Annotated in this window: 19 protein-coding genes and 1 pseudogene; 12 read left to right on the forward strand and 8 right to left on the reverse strand. The window is 67.0% G+C overall.

What is annotated here, in order from left to right; genetic code table 11:
* The first annotated feature begins 17 nt into the window (after positions 1-17).
* The gene (locus tag ON40_RS13010) at positions 18-1337 is read left to right on the forward strand and encodes a helix-turn-helix domain-containing protein (protein ID WP_245567783.1); all 1320 of its coding nucleotides are present in this window, start codon (positions 18-20) and stop codon (positions 1335-1337) included.
* On the opposite strand, the gene ON40_RS13015 is transcribed toward ON40_RS13010, so the two are convergent.
* On the reverse strand, positions 1231-2076 hold the full coding sequence (locus ON40_RS13015; protein ID WP_051193048.1) for a helix-turn-helix domain-containing protein: 846 nt from the start codon (positions 2074-2076) through the stop codon (positions 1231-1233). The genes ON40_RS13010 and ON40_RS13015 overlap by 107 nt on opposite strands.
* Positions 2077-2357: 281 nt before the next feature.
* On the opposite strand from ON40_RS13015, the gene ON40_RS13020 reads away from it, so the two are divergent.
* The 4 genes from ON40_RS13020 (at position 2358) to ON40_RS13035 (ending at position 8000) form a co-directional block, all read left to right on the forward strand.
* The gene (locus tag ON40_RS13020) at positions 2358-3305 is read left to right on the forward strand and encodes a patatin-like phospholipase family protein (RefSeq protein ID WP_040822136.1); all 948 of its coding nucleotides are present in this window, start codon (positions 2358-2360) and stop codon (positions 3303-3305) included.
* Positions 3306-3444: 139 nt separating this feature from the next.
* Positions 3445-4158 (forward strand): YoaK family protein, encoded by a 714-nt coding sequence (locus ON40_RS13025; protein ID WP_051193049.1) that lies wholly within the window; start codon positions 3445-3447, stop codon positions 4156-4158.
* A 104-nt stretch (positions 4159-4262) separates the two neighbouring features.
* Positions 4263-6341 (forward strand): hypothetical protein, encoded by a 2079-nt coding sequence (locus ON40_RS13030; RefSeq protein WP_040822137.1) that lies wholly within the window; start codon positions 4263-4265, stop codon positions 6339-6341.
* A 57-nt stretch (positions 6342-6398) separates the two neighbouring features.
* Positions 6399-8000, forward strand: coding sequence for a hypothetical protein (locus tag ON40_RS13035; RefSeq protein ID WP_051193050.1), 1602 nt, complete (start codon positions 6399-6401; stop codon positions 7998-8000).
* A 2-nt stretch (positions 8001-8002) separates the two neighbouring features.
* Here the strand turns inward: ON40_RS13035 and ON40_RS13040 are convergent, their stop codons facing one another.
* Genes ON40_RS13040 through ON40_RS13060 form a run of 5 tightly spaced genes read right to left on the reverse strand, consistent with a single transcriptional unit; the run spans position 8003 to position 12874 of the window.
* Positions 8003-8881: a phosphoribulokinase gene (locus ON40_RS13040; RefSeq protein ID WP_040822139.1), complete on the reverse strand. Its 879-nt coding sequence runs from the start codon at positions 8879-8881 to the stop codon at positions 8003-8005.
* 11 nt (positions 8882-8892) lie between these two features.
* Positions 8893-9951, reverse strand: a complete 1059-nt coding sequence (locus tag ON40_RS13045) for a class 1 fructose-bisphosphatase (protein ID WP_040822141.1) — start codon at positions 9949-9951, stop codon at positions 8893-8895.
* Between the two features lie 16 nt (positions 9952-9967).
* The gene (locus ON40_RS13050) at positions 9968-10981 is read right to left on the reverse strand and encodes an AAA family ATPase (RefSeq protein WP_051193089.1); all 1014 of its coding nucleotides are present in this window, start codon (positions 10979-10981) and stop codon (positions 9968-9970) included.
* A gap of 11 nt (positions 10982-10992) precedes the next feature.
* On the reverse strand, positions 10993-11415 hold the full coding sequence (locus ON40_RS13055) for a ribulose bisphosphate carboxylase small subunit (protein WP_040822142.1): 423 nt from the start codon (positions 11413-11415) through the stop codon (positions 10993-10995).
* Between the two features lie 16 nt (positions 11416-11431).
* Positions 11432-12874, reverse strand: coding sequence for a form I ribulose bisphosphate carboxylase large subunit (locus tag ON40_RS13060; protein ID WP_040822144.1), 1443 nt, complete (start codon positions 12872-12874; stop codon positions 11432-11434).
* 125 nt (positions 12875-12999) lie between these two features.
* On the opposite strand from ON40_RS13060, the gene ON40_RS13065 reads away from it, so the two are divergent.
* From ON40_RS13065 to ON40_RS13080, 5 genes and pseudogenes are all read left to right on the forward strand, one after another.
* On the forward strand, positions 13000-13884 hold the full coding sequence (locus tag ON40_RS13065) for a LysR family transcriptional regulator (RefSeq protein WP_245567784.1): 885 nt from the start codon (positions 13000-13002) through the stop codon (positions 13882-13884).
* 131 nt (positions 13885-14015) lie between these two features.
* A pseudogene (locus tag ON40_RS54525) lies at positions 14016-15734 on the forward strand (MFS transporter); the annotation flags it as partial.
* Between the two features lie 69 nt (positions 15735-15803).
* Positions 15804-16739: an MSCRAMM family protein gene (locus ON40_RS54530; RefSeq protein ID WP_281033030.1), complete on the forward strand. Its 936-nt coding sequence runs from the start codon at positions 15804-15806 to the stop codon at positions 16737-16739.
* Positions 16740-16860: 121 nt separating this feature from the next.
* The gene (locus ON40_RS13075) at positions 16861-17298 is read left to right on the forward strand and encodes a MarR family winged helix-turn-helix transcriptional regulator (protein WP_051193051.1); all 438 of its coding nucleotides are present in this window, start codon (positions 16861-16863) and stop codon (positions 17296-17298) included.
* 114 nt (positions 17299-17412) lie between these two features.
* On the forward strand, positions 17413-18390 hold the full coding sequence (locus tag ON40_RS13080; protein ID WP_040822146.1) for an aldo/keto reductase: 978 nt from the start codon (positions 17413-17415) through the stop codon (positions 18388-18390).
* A 25-nt stretch (positions 18391-18415) separates the two neighbouring features.
* Here ON40_RS13080 and ON40_RS13085 read toward each other — a convergent pair whose 3' ends face one another.
* Positions 18416-18826, reverse strand: a complete 411-nt coding sequence (locus tag ON40_RS13085) for a PASTA domain-containing protein (RefSeq protein WP_040822148.1) — start codon at positions 18824-18826, stop codon at positions 18416-18418.
* Positions 18827-19342: 516 nt separating this feature from the next.
* Positions 19343-19771, reverse strand: a complete 429-nt coding sequence (locus ON40_RS13090) for a CBS domain-containing protein (RefSeq protein ID WP_040822149.1) — start codon at positions 19769-19771, stop codon at positions 19343-19345.
* A gap of 133 nt (positions 19772-19904) precedes the next feature.
* On the opposite strand from ON40_RS13090, the gene ON40_RS13095 reads away from it, so the two are divergent.
* Complete coding sequence (locus ON40_RS13095; RefSeq protein WP_040822543.1) at positions 19905-20324, forward strand: Rv3143 family two-component system response regulator; 420 nt, start codon at positions 19905-19907, stop codon at positions 20322-20324.
* Positions 20325-20675: 351 nt separating this feature from the next.
* The gene (locus tag ON40_RS13100; protein WP_040822151.1) at positions 20676-21056 is read left to right on the forward strand and encodes an NADH-quinone oxidoreductase subunit A; all 381 of its coding nucleotides are present in this window, start codon (positions 20676-20678) and stop codon (positions 21054-21056) included.
* Positions 21057-21113: the final 57 nt, after the last annotated feature.

Raw genomic sequence — 21113 nt, forward strand, 5'->3', positions numbered from 1 at the left:
TCCGACGACCGGCCGCAGTGGTGGTCAAGGGGCAGTTCAGCACCGGTGATCACGCGGTGTACATCCCGGAGCAGGCGATCGTGCCCGACCCGCTGATCGAGGAACTCGGACTGACCGGAAAATTGGCTGGGCGCCAACGGAATCGAGTCAAGGCGGTGCGACTGCGCGGCGAGGTCTCCCAGGGCATCGTCTGCCGCCCACGGCAACTGCATGGGGCGGATCTGACGCAGGCCGCCGCCGCGGGCACCGATTTCGCCGAGCTGCTCGGCATCACGAAATGGGTTCCACCGGTGCCCGCGATTATTGGTGTCGTTCCCGACAGATTGAGTACTGTTCGCGACATGGAGGCAGCGGTACTCGTCATCGATGGTGTGGCCGATTTCGGATTCGCGGCGGTACTCGAGACCTTCAACATGGCCAATGCCCTGTTGCCCGAACTGGAATCCCCACCCGCGCCCTGGCGGGTGCGCACCGCCTCGCTCGGCACCAGCGTCCGGTCCGCGCACGGCCACCTCGTGCCGACCACACCACTGGACGACCTATCCGGTGCGATCGATGTGATGATCATCCCGGCGATCGGCATTCCCGACGCCGAAGGATTGGTCGATCTGATCTCCGCGCCCGCGAACCTTCCACTGCTGGAACGCATTTCCGAAGCGCAGCAGCACGGAACCCACCTGGCCGCAGCCTGCACCGGAACATTCTTCCTCGCCGAGGCAGGAGTGCTGGACGGTCTTGCCGCGACCACCAGCTGGTGGCTCGGTCCCTCCTTCCGCCGCAGGTATCCCCGAGTCGATGTCCACGAAAGCCGCACCTTGTGCCACGCGAAGGGGGTGACCACCGCCGGAGCGTCTCTCTCGCACCTGGATCTTGCACTGTCACTGGTCAGTTCGGTCAGTCCGGCGCTGGCCGAGATCGTCGCCAGGTACCTGGCGATCGCCGATCGGGGGCCACAGATCGAGTACTCGATTCCGGAGGTCGTCGCCCGCGGTGACTCACTCGTCGCGTCGTTCGAACGCTGGGTGCGTGAGCGCGTCGCCGATCAGTTCGCGATCCGCGACGCTGCCAAGGCCCTGGGCATCACGACGCGCAGTCTGCAGCGTGCGACCCAGGCCGAGCTGGGCATGTCACCAAGGGATTTCGTCGATGAGATCCGCCTGGAGCGAGCCACGAGGCTCCTGCGAACGACCAATCTGTCGGTAGACGCGATTGCCGCGAAGGTCGGTTATCTCAACGCCGGAACGCTGCGGGCATTGTTCCGACGACGCCGCGGCAGGACCATCGCGGAGGTTCGCGGGTCGAACGCCGCCTGGGGGCCTGCGTCGAGACGGAGTTAGGCGGCCTGTCGCAGCCACTGGTATCGACAGCCTGCTCGTTTCTATCCGCGCCGAACTCGAGGATGACGAAGGGACCGACAGCCTCCCCGAGTGGAAATCCCGCACTGAGCGGGAGCACTCGCAGCTCGACGTTCGACCGGGTGCTCATGTCCGCCAAGTGCTTCAGCTGCGCCGCCATGACCCGCTGTCCGCCGACGCCACCCCTGAGGACTGATTCACGCAGTATGACGTCGAGGGTGATCGGGTCGCGCTTTCGAGTGATCCTGGTTTGACGGCGCATCCGCAGCTGCACGCGTCGTGCGTGCTCGGCTGCGCTGTCGTCGGGGTAGCCGGCATGGAACAGCGCACCTGAATAGACGGGTGTTTGCAGCACCCCTGGCACCAGCTCGGACTCATAGGTTGTCAGCCGTTGAACCGATGCCTCCAGACCGACGTAGAAATCGAAGTCCGCTGGGATGAGATCGCCGAACTCGTACCACCAGCTATCCTCGTTGCTCTGTGCGGCAAGACCTTTCATTGCCGCAGTGTGGTCGGCGTCGAATTCGTAGATCTGGCACAGCGCGTCGAGATCCACCTCTCGCAGCTTCGCCACCATCCCCTTCTCGATTCGCTGTGATGTGCTGGCGCTGCGCTGAATCAGATCGGCTGCCCGGTGCAGGGTCAGGCCGCGCTCCTGGCGGCCCTCCCGCAGATACTTCCCCAGCTGACGTCGTGCCAGCGTCGACCCGTCCTCCGACATACCCGCCTCCCGCTACGGTCCGTTGATCAGGCCAGCCCACCATGGTGCAATCTCCTGGAGGCCTTGCCGGAGCAGATTTTCATTCGATCCGCGCATCAGCCCAGGATGGATCTCAGTTGGGATTGCACCGCTTTGCATCCGGTATATGGATTCACACCGACAGCCGCGAAGCGCGTACCAGGCAAGGAGCCGGCGAGATCGCGTACGTGCCGGTCTGAGCGGTGAGCGCACTGTGATAGACCGGATTCCGGTTCGTCTCGTATTGCTGGAAGGGTCCGCTGATGTCGCTCGATGAATCCGGGTCCCCGGTTGCCGATCTGATCGCCGCGCGGCGAGCCAGTGGGAGTATGCCTGGTCAGCGCACTGACGGGGCGCGGGTGGCGTTGGTGATCGAGGGCGGGTCCGCGCGGGGAGCGTATTCGCACGGGATGGTGATGGGGCTCGAGGATCTGGGGGTGTTGAGCTGCTTCGATGCGGTGTACGGGTCCTCGGCCGGTGCGTTGAACGGGGCGTGGCTGCTGTGCGAGCGGGCGAATCGGTCGCGGCGGGCCTGGCATGCGGATGTGGTGCGGCGGGTGATCGATCCGGCGCGGGCGTTGCGCGGTGGGCGCGTGGTCGACACCCGGTATCTGGTGCACACGGTGTACGAGCGGATCGTGCCCATGGACTTCGCCGCGATCGTGGACTCCCCGGTGAGCTTCCACCCGATCGGCACCGACACCGCCGACGGCGCGGCGGTGGACCTGCACCCGCACATCACCGATCCGGCCTCGCTGCAACGCGCGCTGCTGGCAACCACGTGTCTGCCCATCCTGGCCGGGCGGTCGGTGGAGATGGCCGGACACCGCTATGTCGATGCTGGCCTGTCCGAATCGGTGCCCATCCACACCGCCCTGGCTCAGGGCGCCACTCACGCGGTCGTGCTGCGCACCCGCCGCGTCGACGAAACCCCCAGCGTCCCTTCGGCAATCGAGACCCGCGTGGTCGCGCGGTACCTGTCACGGCACGCACCCGGCGTGATCCCGAACTGGCTCGCCCGCGCCGATCAGCACGCTCGCGACGAACGAGTCCTCACCGGGGATCGCACGATTCTGCAGATCCGCCCGCCGCTGCACGCACCCGCGATCGGTCGCGTCGGACGCGATTCGACCGTGTTGCTGCGCGCACTGGACCTGGGCCGAGACGCAGTACTCGCGGCGTTACCGGGATTGACGCGCGTCACCGGTTGAGCCCACCGCCGCTGCCGCGGCGCTCGGGTAGCGCTCGCGCACACGCGGACCTTCTCGCAGATCTCATCACACCGATGCACCCGAGGCGTCCCAGCTCACAATTCATACTCTGTGCTGCACAGATTGCTAGCCTGTCGCTGTGACCGCGAACTCGAACGACGCACCCGAACCGTTCTGGGATCTGGAAGCCCGGCTGGCCACTGCACTACTGATCTTGGCCGGATTCGTCGGAGCCGCCGCCTACACCCATTCCGAGGGGTACTTCGTCACCTTCATGACCGGCAACACCGAACGCGCGGTCATCGGCGGATTCCTGGGCGACTTCCTGCTCGCGCGGGGCGCGTTCCTGCTGATCGTCTGCTTCCTGGCCGGTGTGTTCTGTGCCTCGGTCTGCCGCCGCCACTGGTGGCGCAACCACCCGCACGGCGCGACGATGCTGGCCACCTTCGCGCTCGTGATCGCCGCGGCGGTGGACGCGTTCGGCCACGCAGCGAGCGTGGGGCTGGTTCCGATTCTGTTCGTCGCATTCGCCATGGGTTCGCTGAACACTTCGTTCGTGCGTAAGGGCGAGGTGTCGATTCCGGTCACCTACGTCACCGGGACACTGGTCAAATTCACCCAGGGCGTCGAGCGCCACCTCGCCGGCGGCACCCACCGCGAATGGCTCAATTATGCGGTGCAGTGGCTGTCCTTCGTCACCGGCGCCGCGATCGGCGGACTGGTCAGCCTGGCCGTGAACGGTGATGAAATGCTCATCGCCGCGGCGGTCGGCTCGGCCCTGGTCGCCACGTACACCTGGCGCGCGGACATCCGCTGGGTGCGCCGCCAGGAACAGTCCCGTTCCGGAAACTGACTCGCGCAACAGGATTCGGGCCGACTTTTCGACTTGACACGGACGGTCGTCGGGCAGAGCCTGTCTTCTACAGACGCGATCGTGTTCCGGCGGAGGGGGAATCGATGGCCGACGAGATCAGCTTGCGCGAAATCCTGCCCGTACTCGTCGAACGACTCACCGAGTCGCCGCACGACCACAATCAGCTCCGGCCACGGCCGGTGTTGGTGCTGGAGGGCTGCGGTGGTTCGGGCCGAACCGGCTTACTACTCGACATTCTGGATGAATGGAAGAATAGGACATACGCCGAACGTCTCACTTCCCGTGAATGGGAACTCGCCGACCGGGAATCGCGCATCGACCCCGAGGAACGAGATCCCTTGCGCCCCCTCATGGTCGCGATCATGGTATGGCTCGGCAAGCGGCTGCCGGGATTTCGCCTCAACCGGATGCGGATGCTGGTGGCGCACATCGCGATCGGCACCGACTTCCGCGGAATGGCCCTCGACGACCAGTTGCGGCTGCTCAACGCCGAACTCGACAAATATTGCGACCCACAGCAATTGCGCGGTCTGCTGGACGGACTGGCCCGATTCGTCGCGGCCGCGATCCCCAATCCTCCGCCGCCACTGAACATCGTGCTCGATGCCGCCAAGGCCGAATGGATCAGCGGGGCGGTGCCGGTGCTCGTGCGCAAAGGGATGCGCCGCAGGCTCGACCACGCCGTGAAGTGGTTCGGACATCGTGACCTGGGCACGAGCCATGACCTCAGTATCAGGAGCATCCCCGAACATGTGCTGATCGACCTCAGTAATCATGCGCGACAACGTGATCCGGTCGTGCAGCGCGGCGTGGACGACATGCTGACCGGCGCGCTGCTGGCGGACCTGCGCGAGAGCGTGACCAGGCTCGGGTCGCGGACACCCAACATCCTGCTGCTGCTCGACGACGGCGATCTGCCGATGGCCACGGCGTTCACCCAGTCACTGCTGCGGGTGCGCGAACTCGTCGCGGCCGCCGGAGCCGTCGCGGCCGATCCTCTCACCTTGGTGACCACGAGTTCCGGTGCGCTCACCGCCGCGCTGTACGAACAATCCGGCGGCGAGCCCGACTGGGCCGACACCGAGGTGCGCACCATCCTCGCTCCGGACAATGCCTCGGGGCATGGCAGCCGCTGGGCACGCACCGTGGTCGACCGCGCCGCGCCCACCCTGGCCGCCCGCCCCTGGCTGCGCGCAGAACTCACCGGATTCACCAAGAACGAACTACTCCTGCGCGCCGGTGCCATCGCCCCGTTCCACGCCCAGACCATCGCCTCGAATCTCGAGCGGCTGGCCCACCGGCATCATGAGGCCACCGAGCTGTCGCTGCAGAAGATCAGCGCGGATCACCGGCTGTGGCGCGACATCGAGGCGCTGCTGTCCAGCAGGGTCCAGCCGGACGGACGTGTTCCGGCGCAAAAGCGTGACAGCGCAGACGATCCCGCGCACCGGCACGTCCCCACGCTCGAGCGACACCTGCTACAGGTCTTCGCCGCCGGGCTCGATCCGGCCACCCGGCCCACCGAGGAACTCATCGACGCCCTGGTCACCATCTCGGCGGCCCGCAATCTGCCCGAAGCGCGGAGTCTGCTCGGCCTGCACAACCGCGACGTCATCGTCGATGTCCAGCACCCGCTGTACACCTCCTCGACGCTGTGGACCACACATCCTCCCGACGAGGCGACCGCACGCATGCACCCCCTCGCGCGCTATCTGGGTCTGCGGGCACTGGCTGTCCGCACCGGCCCGGAACGCGACTGGAACGCCGTCTTCGAACTGCTGCGTGAGCGGTGCGACAGAAACGACACGGTGGCACGGCTGAGCTGTGATCGCATGCTGCGCAGGCATATCGAGGTCGTCGGTGAGCTGGCCGAGCTGCACACGCGCCTGTCGTGGCAGAACTGGACAGCACTGGTCAGCGAAATTCTCGCCACCCCCGACCCGCACGCTCGAGCACCCCGAGTCGAGGCCCTGCGCGGCCTCTACCCGGAGGACACCCGCGAGTGGCACATCGCGACACTGCTCGCCGCGGTGCCCAGCTGTCGGAACCCCTGTATGACCGACGACGCGACGCGTGATCGCCTCGATCACCAGATCGGGCGCGCCGAGACGTTCCTGGCCGATCCCGACACCGTCCCGTCCCGGATTCGAATCTGGTGCTGACTCGAAATTCCTTCCAGGCGCGACGAATCGATTCCGCCTCCGACCGAAAGGGCCACGATGAACCACCGATGGCGGTCCCGGCTGAAGAGATGGTTCGCGCCGTGGACCGTCGCGCCACCACGCCCGCTGCGCGTATGGCTGCCCTTCCTGAGTACGGTCGCGACCGTCGTCGTCGTGGTGCCCACAGCCGTCGTATTGTCGCCGCACATCGGGCAACTGGTCACTTGCGGTGGGGGCTGGTACACCAGCACGCCGACCTGGCATGCCGAAAACCAGTGCGTCGGACTCAGTTCGGGCCCCTACGACTTCGGCGTGCGTGAATTCGCCCCCGTCATGGCATTGATCCAGCAGCAGAACGACAGTGCCGCCACCAATTGCCCCACAGGCACCCCGGTCACCGTCGGCGTGCTGCTCAGCCTCACCGACCCGTCCGTCGGGGGCCGCGGCCTCGACGAACTCGAGGGTATGGCCGCAGCGCAACGCCGCGCGGACGATTCAGGATGCCTGCACCCGGTGAAGCTGCTGATCGGCCAGCTCGGCGACGATCAGCACGGGCCCGGCCCCCGAGCGGTCGCGCAGGCGATGGCCGCGCGCGCGGACGTGGTGGCCGTGGCCGGGGTCGGGCTCAGTTACCAGAGCACCACCGACGTCGTGGGAACCCTTGCCGCGGCGAAGATTCCGACCGTCGGAGACGTGGTGACCGCCGAAGGTTTCGACCAGGACGGTTCGCGTCTCGATCAACCGATCTACGACGGTTGCGATGCGAAGGAGACCTACCGGTACGGCGTCGGCAAGGATTATTTCTATCGAATCGCGTTCCGGGTGGCGGTGCAGGTCGATTCGCTGACGAAGGTCGCCGCGAACACCCCCGACTTCGTGATGGTCCCCACCGGCACCACCGACCCCTACACCTGCACCGCGCTGCCCCTGCTGCACCGTGCCCTGCACACCGAGGCACCGGATGTGAAGTTCGATGCCACCGAACCCAGCACCGTCGTGCAGACCGCCGAAAGAGTCTGTGCCGAAACCAAAGACGTCACGGTCGCCTATCTGGCCAGAGGCCGGGACCTGAGCCGGTTCCTGTTCAGCGTGGACCAGGCGTACGGCAACGGCCAGTGCGCCGCGCCCTCGATCACCGTGATCGGGACCTCCGACGCGGTGCGCCTGTCCACTCCCGAACCCGATCCGGTGCTCGAGGACTTGCGCAGCAAAGCGTTGAGCTCGGCCAGCTTCACCGGCGGCCGGGTGCGGCTACTGTCGAGCATGGTCGCCGACACTCACCGTCCGGCCGACGACACCGCGTTCCTGGACTACCAGAACGCCTTCACCGCCGCCCGGCTCGACCACTCCCGCCTCGGCCAGGGCTGGGCGGTCGACGGCTACGACGCGGTGACCACCATCGCCACCGCGGTGCACACCCTGCCCCAGCACGAGCCGGTCACCCGTGGGCAGGTCAACACGGTGATCAGCGGATACAACGCACCCGGACAGGCGATCCCCGGCGCGGGCGGGCCGATCTACTTCGACAACGCGGGCAACCGCGCCGACCCGGCGCCCGCGGTGGTCCGGGTGTGCCCGGTCGAGCGTCGCGAGGACCGCGAATCGCACACGGTGCGGACCGTTCCCGTGCAACCCGGACAGCCCTACCCGGCCTGCTGACCTCACACCCGGCTGTTCGGGCGTTTGTCCATCAACCGCAGGATCAGCGGGGTGAAGATCAACTGCATGGCCAGGTCCATCTTCCCGCCCGGCACCACGATGCAGTTGCGTCGCGACATGAACGAATCGTGCAGCATCGACAGCAGATACGGGAAGTCGATCACCTTCGGATCGGCGAACCGGATCACCACGAAACTCTCGTCCGCGGTCGGAATCGTGCGTGCGACGAACGGATTGGAGGTGTCCACCGTGGGCACCCGCTGGAAATTCACGTAGGTGCGGGAGAACTGCGGGCAGATGTAGTTCACGTAGTCCGGCATGCGGCGCAGGATCGTATCCAGCACGGCCTCACCGGAATACCCGCGTTCGGTCTTGTCCCGGATCACCTTCTGAATCCACTCCAGATTGATGATCGGCACCACACCCACCAGCAGATCGGTATGCCGGGCCACATCGACCTTCCCGGTCACCGCGGCACCGTGCAACCCCTCGTAGAACAGCAGATCACTGCCCGGCGCCAGCTCCTGCCAGGGAGTGAAGGTGCCCGGCGGCTGCCCGAACGGTTCGGCCTCGGCCTCGTCGTGCAGATACCGGCGCACCAGACCCACTCCCGTTTCGCCGTAATCGCGGAACAGCGCCTCGAGTTCGGCGAGCAGATTCGCCTCCGGACCGAAATGCGAGAAGTGCCGATCCGCGTTCTGCTCCGCCTCGGCCATCGCCAGCGCCATCTCCCCGCGATCGAACCGGTGGAACGAATCCCCTTCCACCACAGCGGCATCGATTCCCTCGCGGCGGAAGATCTCCTGAAAGGTCCGGGTGACACTGGTCGTCCCCGCACCGGAGGACCCGGTGATCGCGACCACGGGATGTTTGAGCGACATCGCACCTCGTTTCAGTGGCCCGCGGGCCGGAACAGCGACCGCGTGCCGAACAGCGACGCGTCGAACCGCGGCCCCTCCTCGGGCTCGCGGTGATAGCGCTCGATGCGCTCGACCTCCCGGCGCGAACCGAAGATCAACGGCACCCGCTGATGCAGATCCTCCGGCGGCACCTCCAGCACCCGCGCATGCCCGGTGGTGGCCGCCCCGCCGGCCTGCTCGACCACGAACGCGATCGGATTCGCCCCGTACAGCAGCGACACCCGGCCCGCACACCGGGTGTCGTACGGATACAGGTAGACCCCGCCGTGGGTCAGGATGTGGAAGGTGTCCGCGACCAGCGAGGCCACCCAGCGCATATTGAAATCCCGCCCGCGCGGGCCGTCCACCCCGGCCAGGCATTCGTGCACGTAACGGCGCACCGGCCGGGCCCAGAACCGCTCGTTGGCGGCGTTGATCGCGAATCCCGACGTGTCCTCGGGGATGCGCATGCGCGGATGGGTGAGCACGAACGCGCCGATCTCCCGATCCAGGGTGAAACCGTCCACCCCGTCCCCGGTGGTCAGTACCAGCATCGTCGCCGGGCCGTACAGGGTGAAACCCGCGCACACCTGCCGCACTCCCGGTTGCAGGAAGTCCTGCGCGTCCGGTGCGCGGGCGTCGTCGGGGCAGCGCAGCACGCTGAAAATCGTTCCCACGGGCAGGTTCACGTCGATATTGGACGAGCCGTCCAGCGGATCGAACGCCAGCAGATACTTGCCGCGCCGGAACTCGGTGGGCACCGGATGGAATCCGCTCATCTGCTCGGACAGCAGGGCCGCGAGCGGTCCGGTCCACTCGGACTCGGCGACCATGATGTCGTTGGCGATCGCGTCGATCCGGCGATGCTCCGCGATCGGTGCCGGGTGCGCCGCACCGGTGTCCACGATGCGGCCCCGGGTGACCTGATTGGCGATGATCTTCGTCGCGGTGGCCACCACGTTCAACAGTGCGGAGAACTCGCCCGAGGAGCCGGGATGGCGGTGTTCCTGCGCGATCGTGTACCGGGTCAGTGTCTCGAGTCTCTCGGACATCGCGTCTGTCAACTCCTCACGGATCGTCCCCGTCCTCGGTGACGGGGACGGGATCGGCGTCGCCGAACACGCTGCTGCCGTAGACATCCGCGGCGGTCAGTGTGATCAGCTCGGTGCGGCGCAGCGGCCGGTGCAGGTCCACCAACCGGCGGGCCTGGCGTAACCGGCAGCGCTCGAGCGCGTTGCGCAGACTGCGCGCGTTGGCGAATCGCGGTCGGGCCATCCGCAATTCGAGATATTCGCTCAGGGCGGTAACCGCGCCCGGATCCAGGGTGAACTGCTCGCCCCGGGCCATCAACTCCGCGATGACCATCAGCTCACCGTGGCTGTAGTCCGGGAAATCGATGTGGTGCGCCACCCGTGAGGACAGGCCCGGATTGGCGGAGAAGAACGTCTCCATCCGATCCGGGTACCCGGCGAAGATCACCACCAGGCTGGCGCGCTCGGTCTCCATCTCCTGCAACAGGATCTCGATGACCTCCTGCCCGTAGTCGCGTTCGTTCTCCGGGCGGAACAGGTAGTACGCCTCGTCGATGAACAGCACACCCCCAGCCGCGCGCGCCAGAGCCTCCTTCGTGCGCGGCGCGGTGTGACCGATGAACTGGCCCACCAGGTCATCGCGAGTCACACTGTGCACCAGCGGTTTACGGATGTATCCGAGTGCGTGCAGCAGATCGGCCATGCGCAGGGCCACGGTGGTCTTGCCGGTGCCCGGACCGCCGGTGAAACTCATGTGCATCGTCGGGCGCGCGGCCGCGAGCCCGAACCGGGCGCGGGCCCGGTCGATCAGCAGCAGCGCCGCGATCTCCCGCACCCGCGTCTTGACCGCCGCCAGACCCACCAGCTCCGCATCCAGCCGCGCCAGGGTGCGCTCGACTTCCCTGGTGGCAGGATCCTGCGACAGATCCAGCTCCGCGTCCGGACCGAGAATCTCCGGCTCGCACGACTCCGGCTCGGGCGCCTCCCCGGGCGGGCTGCCCGAGACCGGATCGGGCCGGTGCATCCGAAATCCGTTGCCCGCGTTGGTCATCGCATCCGGCCTCATTCGCGGTACCGCTCGCCCGGCGGCTGATCGGTGGCGTACGCGGCCCACCCGTACCGCTGTGCGCGATCGTCGGATTCGGTGCGCGCCAACCGGAATCCGGGTTCGACCGGCGGGCGCTGCACCAGGAAACTCAGCGCCGTGGTTTGACGACCGTACCGGGCGTCGTAGGCGGTCACCCGGATGTAGTGGCGCGGCAACGCATCCCGGCACGCGGCGATCTCCGCGAGCACCCCGTCGGGTTCGTGCAGGTCGAACATCGGCAACCCCCACATCTCCCAGTACACGTTGCGCGGATGTGGATCGTCGGTGTACTCGATCGACACCGGCCAGTTGTTCAGCAGCGCGTACCGCACCTGCGCGCGGACCTCGGCGTCGGACAGTTCCGGCAGATGCGAGAAGGTTCCCTGACGCACATACATGGCAGCCCTTTCTGATTCACAGCGTCGCCGTGGGCACGGCGTCGGGAGCGTCGGTGGAGGTGTATTCGAAGGTGACCTCGCCCCACACCGCCAGCGCGGCCTCGAGCGAACGACAGCTGCGCGCGGCCGCGCGCAACACCGCCGGGCCCTCGGAGAGCAGATCGCGGCCCTCGTTGCGGGCCTTGACCACCGCCTCGAGCGCCACTCGATTGGCCTCCGCGCCCGCGGCGATACCCATCGGATGTCCGATCGTGCCGCCGCCGAACTGCAGGATCACATCGTCACCGAACAGATCCAGCAGCTGATGCATCTGCCCGGCGTGAATGCCGCCCGAGGCCACGGGCAGCACACCCGGCAGACTCACCCAGTCCTGGTCGAAGAAGATCCCGGTGCCCGCGTCGGCGGGAATGTAGTTCTCCCGCAACGTGTCGTAGAACCCCTTGACCGTGTTGCGGTCACCCTCGAGTTTGCCGATCACGGTGCCCGCGTGCAGATGATCCACCCCGATCAGCCGGCACCACTTGGCCAGCACCCGGAAACTCACCCCGTGCGTCTTCTGCCGGGTGAAGGTGGAATGGCCGGCGCGATGCAGATGCAGCAGCATGCCGTTGCGTCGCGCCCACTTCGACATCGATTGCATCGCGGTGTATCCGACGGTCAAATCCATCATGATGATCACGCTGCCGAGCGATCGGGCGAATTCCGCGCGCTCGTACATGTCCTCCATGGTGGCGGCGGTGACGTTGAGATAATGGCCTTTGAGCTCACCGGTTTCCGCGATCGCCCGATTCACCCCCTCCATGGCGAACAGATAGCGATCACGCCAGCGCATGAACGGCTGGGAGTTGATGTTCTCGTCGTCCTTGGTGAAATCCAGTCCGCCCCGGCACGCCTCGTACACCACTCGCCCGTAGTTGCGCGCGGACAAACCGAGTTTGGGTTTGACCGTCGCGCCCAGCAGCGGGCGCCCGTACTTGTTCAGATATTCCCGCTCGGTGACGATTCCGTGCGGCGGACCGGGGAAGGTCTTGACATACGCGACCGGAATGCGCATGTCCTCGAGCCGCAGTGCGGCCAGCGGTTTGAAGCCGAACACGTTGCCGATCACCGAGGAGGTCAGATTGGTGATCGATCCCTCCTCGAACAGGTCCAGATCGTAAGCGACATAGGCGAAGTACTCGCCCGGACGACCCGGCACCGCATCGAGCCGATAGCATTTGGCGCGATAGCGGTCGTGCGCGGTGAGCCGGTCGGTCCACACGACCGTCCATGTGGCGGTGGACGATTCGCCCGCCACCGCCGCGGCGGCCTCGATCGGGTCCACGCCCGCCTGCGGGGTCACCCGGAACACCGCGAGCACATCGGTGTCCCTGGGTTCGTAGTGCGGATCGTAATAGCCCATCGAGGCATAGGACTGCACGCCCGGATCCCAGCGGTCGCGAGTGGATTCCTCGGCCATATCTCCTCCTGTGCGAGCGAGCCTGTGCGCCTTGCAGATTCAGGATGCGGCCGGGCACCTCCACGGACAATTCGATTGTTTCTCGGCACGCTCAACCGAACAGTTGAGTTTGCTACCGTCTGACGATGGGAACGGTGAGTGCGGTCCGGATGGAGACGTATCTGGCCGTGGCCCGCCACGGCAGCATTCGCCGCGCCGCCGCGCAACTGCACATCACCGAGGCCGCCGCCTCGGCGGCGGTCGCCCATATCGAAAAACAGCTGGGTGCGAAACTGATCGCCAAATCCGGGCGCGGGATCGTACTCACCGACGCCGGACGCGTGTACGCCGAATACTGCCGCAGCATTCTGGGATTGATGCGCGAGGCCCAGGCCGCGGTGCGGCGCGCGGATACCGGACGATTGCGGATCGGGGTGGTCGCCACCGCCGGGGAATACGTTCTGCTGCGCCCGCTGGCCGCCTTCCGGGACCGCTATCCCGATATCGAAGTGGGGCTGTCGATCCATCCGCGCGATATGTTGTTCCTCGAATTACAGCACCACGAAAGCGATCTCGTGATCGCCGGTCGCCCGCCGCGTGAGGCCGGGCTGGTGGTGCGCGCGCGCCGACCGAGCTGTCTGGTGGTCGTCGGCTCACCCGGCCGCTGCCCGGATCCGCTGCGCGCCACCTGGTTGCTGCGCGGGCACGGCTCGGGCACCCGCGCGACCACCCTGGCGCTGCTGGACCGGTTGCAGATCCGCCCGCCCACACTCACTCTGGGCACGCACGGCGCGGTGCTGGCAGCCGCGCGAGAAGGGCTGGGCGTCACGCTGATCCACGGGGACGCGGTCGAATCACACCTGGCCGCAGGACATCTGGAGATCCTGCCGGTCGAGGGCACTCCGCTGGACCGGCCCTGGTACGCGGTCACCACCCCCACACCGACCCCGCCCGCCCGGTTGTTCATCGACCATCTGCTGCATCACGCCGCCCCCGGCGACCGAGCCTTCGAAGCGGTTCCCGCGCCCTGATCCTCTACCACGCCGAGCGTATTCCCGACCGAGGTGTGACCAATTCCCTATTCACTCCATTTAGTTAGTTAGCATATTGCAACTATATTGAGTGAGGCACTATTCACGGCAATCCTCGGGGAGAGGGACTCTTGGCTTCCGCACAAACTTCCGCCGACCTGGACGTCGGCGACGTCCAGACCGTTCGCCGGCGGCTCCGCGTCGACCACGATCACCCGCACTACAAGTGGGTGGCGTTGTCGAATACCACGCTGGGGATGCTGATGGTCACCATCAACTCCTCGATCGTGCTCATCTCGCTGCCCGCGATCTTCCGCGGCGTGCACCTCAATCCGCTCGAGTCCAGCAACGTCAGCTACCTGCTGTGGCTGATGATGGGCTTCCTGCTCACCTCCGCGGTACTGGTGGTCATGTTCGGCCGCCTCGGCGACATGTTCGGCCGAGTCAAGATCTACAACGCCGGATTCATCGTCTTCACCGTCTGCGCGATCCTGCTCTCCTTCGACCCGTTCGACCACGGCGGCGGCGCGATCTGGCTGATCGCCTGGCGAGTGGTCCAGGGTGTCGGTGGCGCCATGCTGATGGCCAACTCCTCGGCCATCCTCACCGACGCCTTCCCCGCCAAACAGCGTGGTTTCGCCCTGGGCATCAACCAGGTCGCGGCCGTGGCCGGTTCGTTCCTGGGCCTGCTGCTGGGCGGCCTGCTCGCCGAATGGGACTGGAAGGCCGTGTTCTGGATCAGCGTGCCCTTCGGCATCATCGGCACCATCTGGTCCTACCGGTCCCTGCACGACAACGGCCAGCGCACCCCCGGCTCGCTGGACATGCCCGGCACCCTCACCTTCGCCATCGGCCTGACCGCACTGCTGGCCGGTATCACCTACGGTATCCAGCCCTACGGCAGCTCCAACACCGGCTGGGGCAACCCGTGGGTGCTGACCGGCGTCATCGGCGGCCTGGCGCTGCTGGTGATCTTCTGCATCATCGAAGCCAAATCGCGTCAGCCGATGTTCAACATGTCGCTGTTCCGCAACAAGACCTTCGCGCTGGGCAACTTCGCCAGCCTGATGACCTCGGTCAGCCGCGGTGGCCTGCAGTTCATGCTCATCATCTGGCTGCAGGGCATCTGGCTTCCCCAGCACGGCTACAGCTTCGAGGACACCCCGCTGTGGGCGGGCATCTACATGCTGCCGCTGACCATCGGCTTCCTGGTCTCCGGCCCGTTGTCGGGCTATCTCAGCGACCGCTTCGGCGGACGGATCTTCGCCGCGGGCGGCCTGCTGCTGGCCGCGATCACCTTCGTGCTGCTGATCATCATCCCGGTCAACTTCAACTACTGGCTGTTCGCGCTGATCATCCTGCTCAACGGCTTCGGCATGGGCATCTTCACCTCGCCCAACACCGCCGAGGTGATGTCCTCGGTGCCGGCCAACCAGCGCGGTGTGGCCTCGGGTATGCGCGCGACGCTGATGAACGGCGGTATGGCGCTGTCGATCGGCATCTTCTTCTCGCTGATGATCGCCGGCCTGTCCGGCACCCTGCCCAACGCGATGAACTCCGGACTGCGCGACCAGGGCATCCCGGCGAACGTGGCCGATCAGCTCTCCAACACCCCGCCGGTGGGCAGCCTGTTCGCGACGTTCCTGGGCTACAACCCGTTCAAGGAGATGATCTCCCCCGACGTGCTGAACCAGCCCGGCGTGAACGGCGACACCATCACCGGTGAGCAGTTCTTCCCGCACCTGATCTCCGGACCGTTCCACTCCGGTCTGATCGCGGTGTTCATCGCCGCCGCGGTGATGCTGCTGCTCGGCTCGATCGCCTCCTGGTTCGCCAAGGGTGACTACGCCGTGGACGAGGCCGCCGAACTGGCCGAGGCCACCCGCGAGGGCATCATCGACGACACCGAGCAGCTGCCGGTGCCCGCCACCAACGGGCACGCCGTCGCCAGCAGGCTCACCGCACCGGCTCCCGCGACGTTCCGGGCTCCCGCCGCACCCTCGACCCGCCCACTGGTCGCGGACGGCCGCGCCATCAGCGGCCGAATCGTGCGCTCGGACGGATACGTGGTGCCCGGGGTGGCGCTGACGCTGATCGACCAACGCGGACACCAGGTTTCGCGGGCCACGGGCAATCAGCAGGGCGAGTACGTCATCGAGCCCCCCGCCGCGGGCAGCTACGTGCTGATCGTGTCGGCCGGTGGGCACCAGCCCGCCGCGGTGAACGTCACCGTCGACGGCCGCCCGCAACGCCTGGACGTGCCGCTGCAGGGTTCGGGCGAGGTGTACGGCGTCGTGCGCTCGGCCGATGATCTGCGGCCGCTGGCCGGAGCCACCATCACGCTGACCGATATGCGTGGCGAGGTCGTCGGGGCCGCGGTTTCCGACACCCGTGGCGACTACGCCTGCCAGGGCGTGGTGTCCGGGGTGTACACGCTGGTCGCGGTCGCCGAGCACATGCGGCCCACCGCGATCACGCTCACCGTCCCCGACAGCGGCGTGCTCGCACAGGACGTCGAGCTGACCACCATGGCGGTGCTGAACGGTTCGGTGTGGGCGCAGGGACGCGCCGTGCCCGACGCCCAGGTCATCGTGCAGGACGCGACCGGGGGCATCCTCGGCTCGGCCCGCACCGACGACGAGGGCCGCTACAGCGTCACCGATCTGGCCGAGGGCCAGTACACCGTCGTGACCCGCGGCTACCCGCCGGTGTCGAGCCGGGTGCGCATCACCGGCTCGCAGGTCTCGCACGATCTGGAACTCGGCTTCGACCTGCCCGCCGACGCCGGAAACGGCGTCGCGAGCAACGGCAGCAACGGCCGCCACGCGGCGCACGTCACCGCCGAGGTCGAATAGTGATCCACGTGCGGTGCGCGGCGGCACGATCCGCCGCGCACCGCACGCCCCGGCGCCCCGCACGACGGGCATACTTGCTGACACAGCCAGTGCGAATGAGCCGGGTAGGAACGAGGATCGGATGATTCAGCAGCACAGTGCCGAACGTCTGGCCGAGGCGGCCGATGCGTATCTGGCCGTCGGCCGGATCACCCGGCTGTTGCGCCGCGCCGGGGACACCGGCGCACTGAGCCCCGGCTCCGCTGCGGCACTGGGCACCCTGGTGCGGTGCGGGCCGATGCGCCTGGGCGATCTGGCCGCCGCCGAACGCGTCACCGCACCCACCATGTCCCGCATCATCACCCAGCTCGAGAAGGGCGGGTACGTCCAGCGCGCCACCGACCCGATCGACGGCCGCGCCCATGTCCTGTCGGCCACCGGACCGGCCCAGGACATGGTCAACGGCCTGACCTCCGCGCGCATCCAGCGCTTCGCCGATGTACTGGACCACCTGCCCGACGACGAACGCCGCATCCTGGCGACCACCCTGACCAGGATCGTGGATCTGCTCGACGAGTGAGCGGGCACGGCATCGGAAAACCGATTTGACCTGGAGTGCGCTCCAGCACCTAGCGTCGTCGGTGGTGAGCGCGACTCACCTGCCAATTCCGGTGTTCCTCAGGAGGATCCAGCCATGATCGCGACCCGCACACTCGGAGAACTCACCGTCGGCGCCCAGGGCCTGGGCTGCATGGGTATGAGCCAGGCTTACGGCGTGCGCGACGACGACGCCGAATCCATCGCCACCATCCACCGCGCACTCGAACTCGGTGTCACCCTGCTGGACACCGCGAACGTCTACGGTTCGGGAACCAACGAGGAACTCGTCGGCCGCGCCATCGCCGGACGCCGTGACCAGGTGGTCCTGGCCACCAAATTCGGCATCGTATGGGGTGAGAACGGCACGATGAGCGCCCGCGGCGACGCCGCCTACGTCAAACAGTGCTGTGAGGAGTCCCTGACCCGTCTCGGGGTCGACCACATCGACCTGTACTACCAGCACCGCGTCGATCCGAATGTGCCGATCGAGGAGACCTGGGGCGCGCTGGCCGAGCTGGCTGCCGAAGGCAAGATCCGGTACGCCGGAATCTCCGAGGCCGCCCCGGACACCATCCGCCGTGCCCACGCCGTGCACCCGGTGACCGCACTGCAGAGCGAATGGTCGCTGTGGACCCGCGAGATCGAGGACGAAGTGGTGCCGGTGTGCCGCGAACTGGGCATCGGCATCGTGCCGTTCTCCCCGCTCGGGCGCGGCCTGCTCACCGGCGCGATCACCTCCGCCGAGGAGCTGCCCGCCGACGACATGCGCCGCGGTATGCCGCGTTTCGCAGAGGGCAACCTGGACCGCAACCTGGCGATCGTCACCGCCTTGCGCGCCCTGGCCGAGGAGAAGGGCTGCACCGCAGGACAATTGGCGCTGGCCTGGGTGCAGAGCCGGGGCGCGGACGTGGTCCCGATCCCGGGCACCAAGCGCCGCACCTACCTCGAGCAGAACGTCGCCGCGACCGAGATCACCCTGGCTCCCGAGGAACTGGCCCGCATCGAGGACGTCACCGCGGACGTCGCCGGGGCCCGCTACCCCGAACGCTTCGCCCGCGTCGTGGGCAAGTAATCCCGCGCTAGGTCACCGCGGCCGGTCAGTTGTGCTGCGCCGCGGTGACTTTGAGCGTGATCGGGGTCTGCGCGGTGACCGAGGTGCCCGCCGCCGGGGACTGCGAGGCCACTGTCCAGGGCTTGGTCATCCCGGCCGCGTCGTGCATCACGTCGGTGCCGTCCGGCGCGGTGATCGCGGTGATGTTGTAGCACAGGCCCGCACCGACCACCATCTCGCCCAGCGCCTTACCGTGGAAGTCCGGCAGTTTCTGCGGCCAGGTCTGGCTGCTGCACTGCTGCGCGGCGGACTGCGCGGAGCTCGGCGCGGCCTCCGACGAAGTCACCGCCGAGGACGCCGATGCCGCGTTCGAGCCGTCCGAACCTCCCGAGGAACCGCACGCACCACACGCGAGGGCAGCGGCCAGGGTCAACACGGTGATCGCGGTGCGACGCATAGAGTTTCCTTCAGGACAAGGGCCGGGCACCCCGGCCGCCGTAGCGGTGCGCCACAGACCCTAATACGCGCCGCGAGGGCGGCATCGATCGGTCCGGGCCACGCGCGTGAGCGGCGAACTTCCGCAGCGGCAAGCACATCCGTGCGCACGCGCCGGAAATTCGATGACGAAATCAGGTGCAGACCGGTCGGATTGCCTCGAATTGTCTTTTACGGCCGGAAATTTCCGGCGGTGATGTCGGCTTGTCGGGTGCGGGCGAGATTCGAGCCACAACATGGTATCGGGTGGTGAGGTCCGAGGGTTTCGGCGCATCCCGGACCCCACCCGATCAGCGGTGCTTCGACCGCGAGCTTGGTGTCGGCGAATAGCCCACCGAAATTCTGCCTCGAATTCCGCGGGCGCGCAGGCATTTTCTGTTACGAACCGATGAAAATCCGCACGGCGGTATTTCCGGCCCGCCGAATTCGACCGTCTCGCCTACGGTGTCGCGCGGTACCGCAGCGTATCCCGCGCGGCTCAGCCCTGCAGATAGTGCTCGAGATGCTCGCGCTCGGTCTCCAGTTCGGAGATCGCACTCTTCACCACGTCGCCGATGCTCACGATCCCCACCATCTGCCCGTGCTGCACCACCGGCAGATGACGGATGCGATGTTCGGTCATCGTCGTGCGCAGGCTCTCCACCCGATCCGCCGGTGAGCAGGTGTGCACCACCATCGTCATGATGTCCTGGACCGGAGATTCCAGCAGCGCAGCGCCCATCGCGTGCAGGCGCCGCACGACATCGCGCTCGGAGACGATGCCGTCCATCGCCAGCCCGTCGCCCGAGACCACCACCGCCCCGACATTGTGCTCGGCCAGCACCTCCAGCAGTTCGGCGACCGTGGCCTGCGGCCCGATCGTGACCACCTCGGCGCCCTTCTTGCGCAGAACCTCCGAAATTCGCATCGCCCTTCACCACCTCGTCGGCCACCCCGCTACTCAGGATCTCGCGTTTCGCCGCCGATGACCAGCACGGATTCATACCGGGACGCACCGAGTGCGGCGAACCTGCCACGCCCGGGTGGTCCGCGGACGTACCATGCCGAACGTGGCCGAAGCAAACCGTCCCGCGGTGCTGCGGGTTCTCGTGTACAGCAGCGATTCCGACACTCGCCGCCAGGTGATGCTGGCCCTGGGGCGCCATCCGCACCCCGACCTGCCACCGCTCGAGTACCTCGAAGTAGCCACCGCGCCGGTGGTCGTGGACCGGCTCGACGCCGGCGGTGTCGACCTGGCCATCCTGGACGGCGAGGCCGCCCCCACCGGCGGACTCGGCCTGGCCAAACAGCTCAAGGACGAGGTCGAGCCCTGCCCGCCGATCCTCGTGCTCACCGGCCGCCCCGACGACGCCTGGCTGGCGAACTGGTCCCGCGCCGAGGCCGCCGTCCCGCATCCGATCGACCCGTTCCGGCTCACCGAAGCCGTGGTCGGCCTGCTGCGCAACTCCGAAGCCGCCTGAACCCGGCACCCAAGAATCCCGTTCTTCCCGAACGCCCGCACTCGCTCGGAGGCGGGCGTTCGGCGCGTCCGGCAAATCCGATCATTACGCCGTTTCGGTCATAAGTGACAGTTCTGAATTCGATCAAACACGGCTGCGAATCGGCACGCATTGAGAAGGAACGGTTGTAGGCTGTGCTGTAGCTCACACGAGTGCGGGCGTTGGTATGAGTACCCGCCCAAGTCAGGTCCCGTTACCCGTCCGCGCTCGCGACCGAGCGCGCCCTGGGGGCGAGACTGGCCCGGCAGACGACGATGTCAGCCCCGCCTCGGCTGCTGCCGTCCGAGGATACGGAGAAGGGGTTGTGCAGTTGTGAATAACGAAGTTCCCACCCTCGTTCTCGGCGCGATCGCTGCGGCGTTCGCGGTGGGGTCGATTCTGCTCGCCGCCCTGATCGGGCCCAAACGCCGCAATCGGGCCAAGCTCGAAGCCTACGAGTGCGGTATCGAACCGACCCCCCACGCCGTGGCCGGCGGTCCCGGAAATGCTGCCGGACAACGCTTTCCGGTCAAGTACTACCTGACCGCGATGCTGTTCATCATCTTCGACATCGAGATCGTGTTCCTGTATCCGTGGGCGGTCCACTTCGACGCGCTGGGCCTGTTCGGCCTGGCCGCGATGGCGCTGTTCATCGTCAACGTCTCGATCGCCTACGCCTACGAATGGCGGCGCGGCGGCCTGAGCTGGGACTGATCCGGCGTCACCGAGCAACACGATCACCGAGGTACACCACCAAGCACACGGAACGGC

It is taken from the genome of Nocardia jiangxiensis NBRC 101359, from assembly GCF_000308615.1.
Taxonomy (GTDB): domain Bacteria; phylum Actinomycetota; class Actinomycetes; order Mycobacteriales; family Mycobacteriaceae; genus Nocardia; species Nocardia jiangxiensis.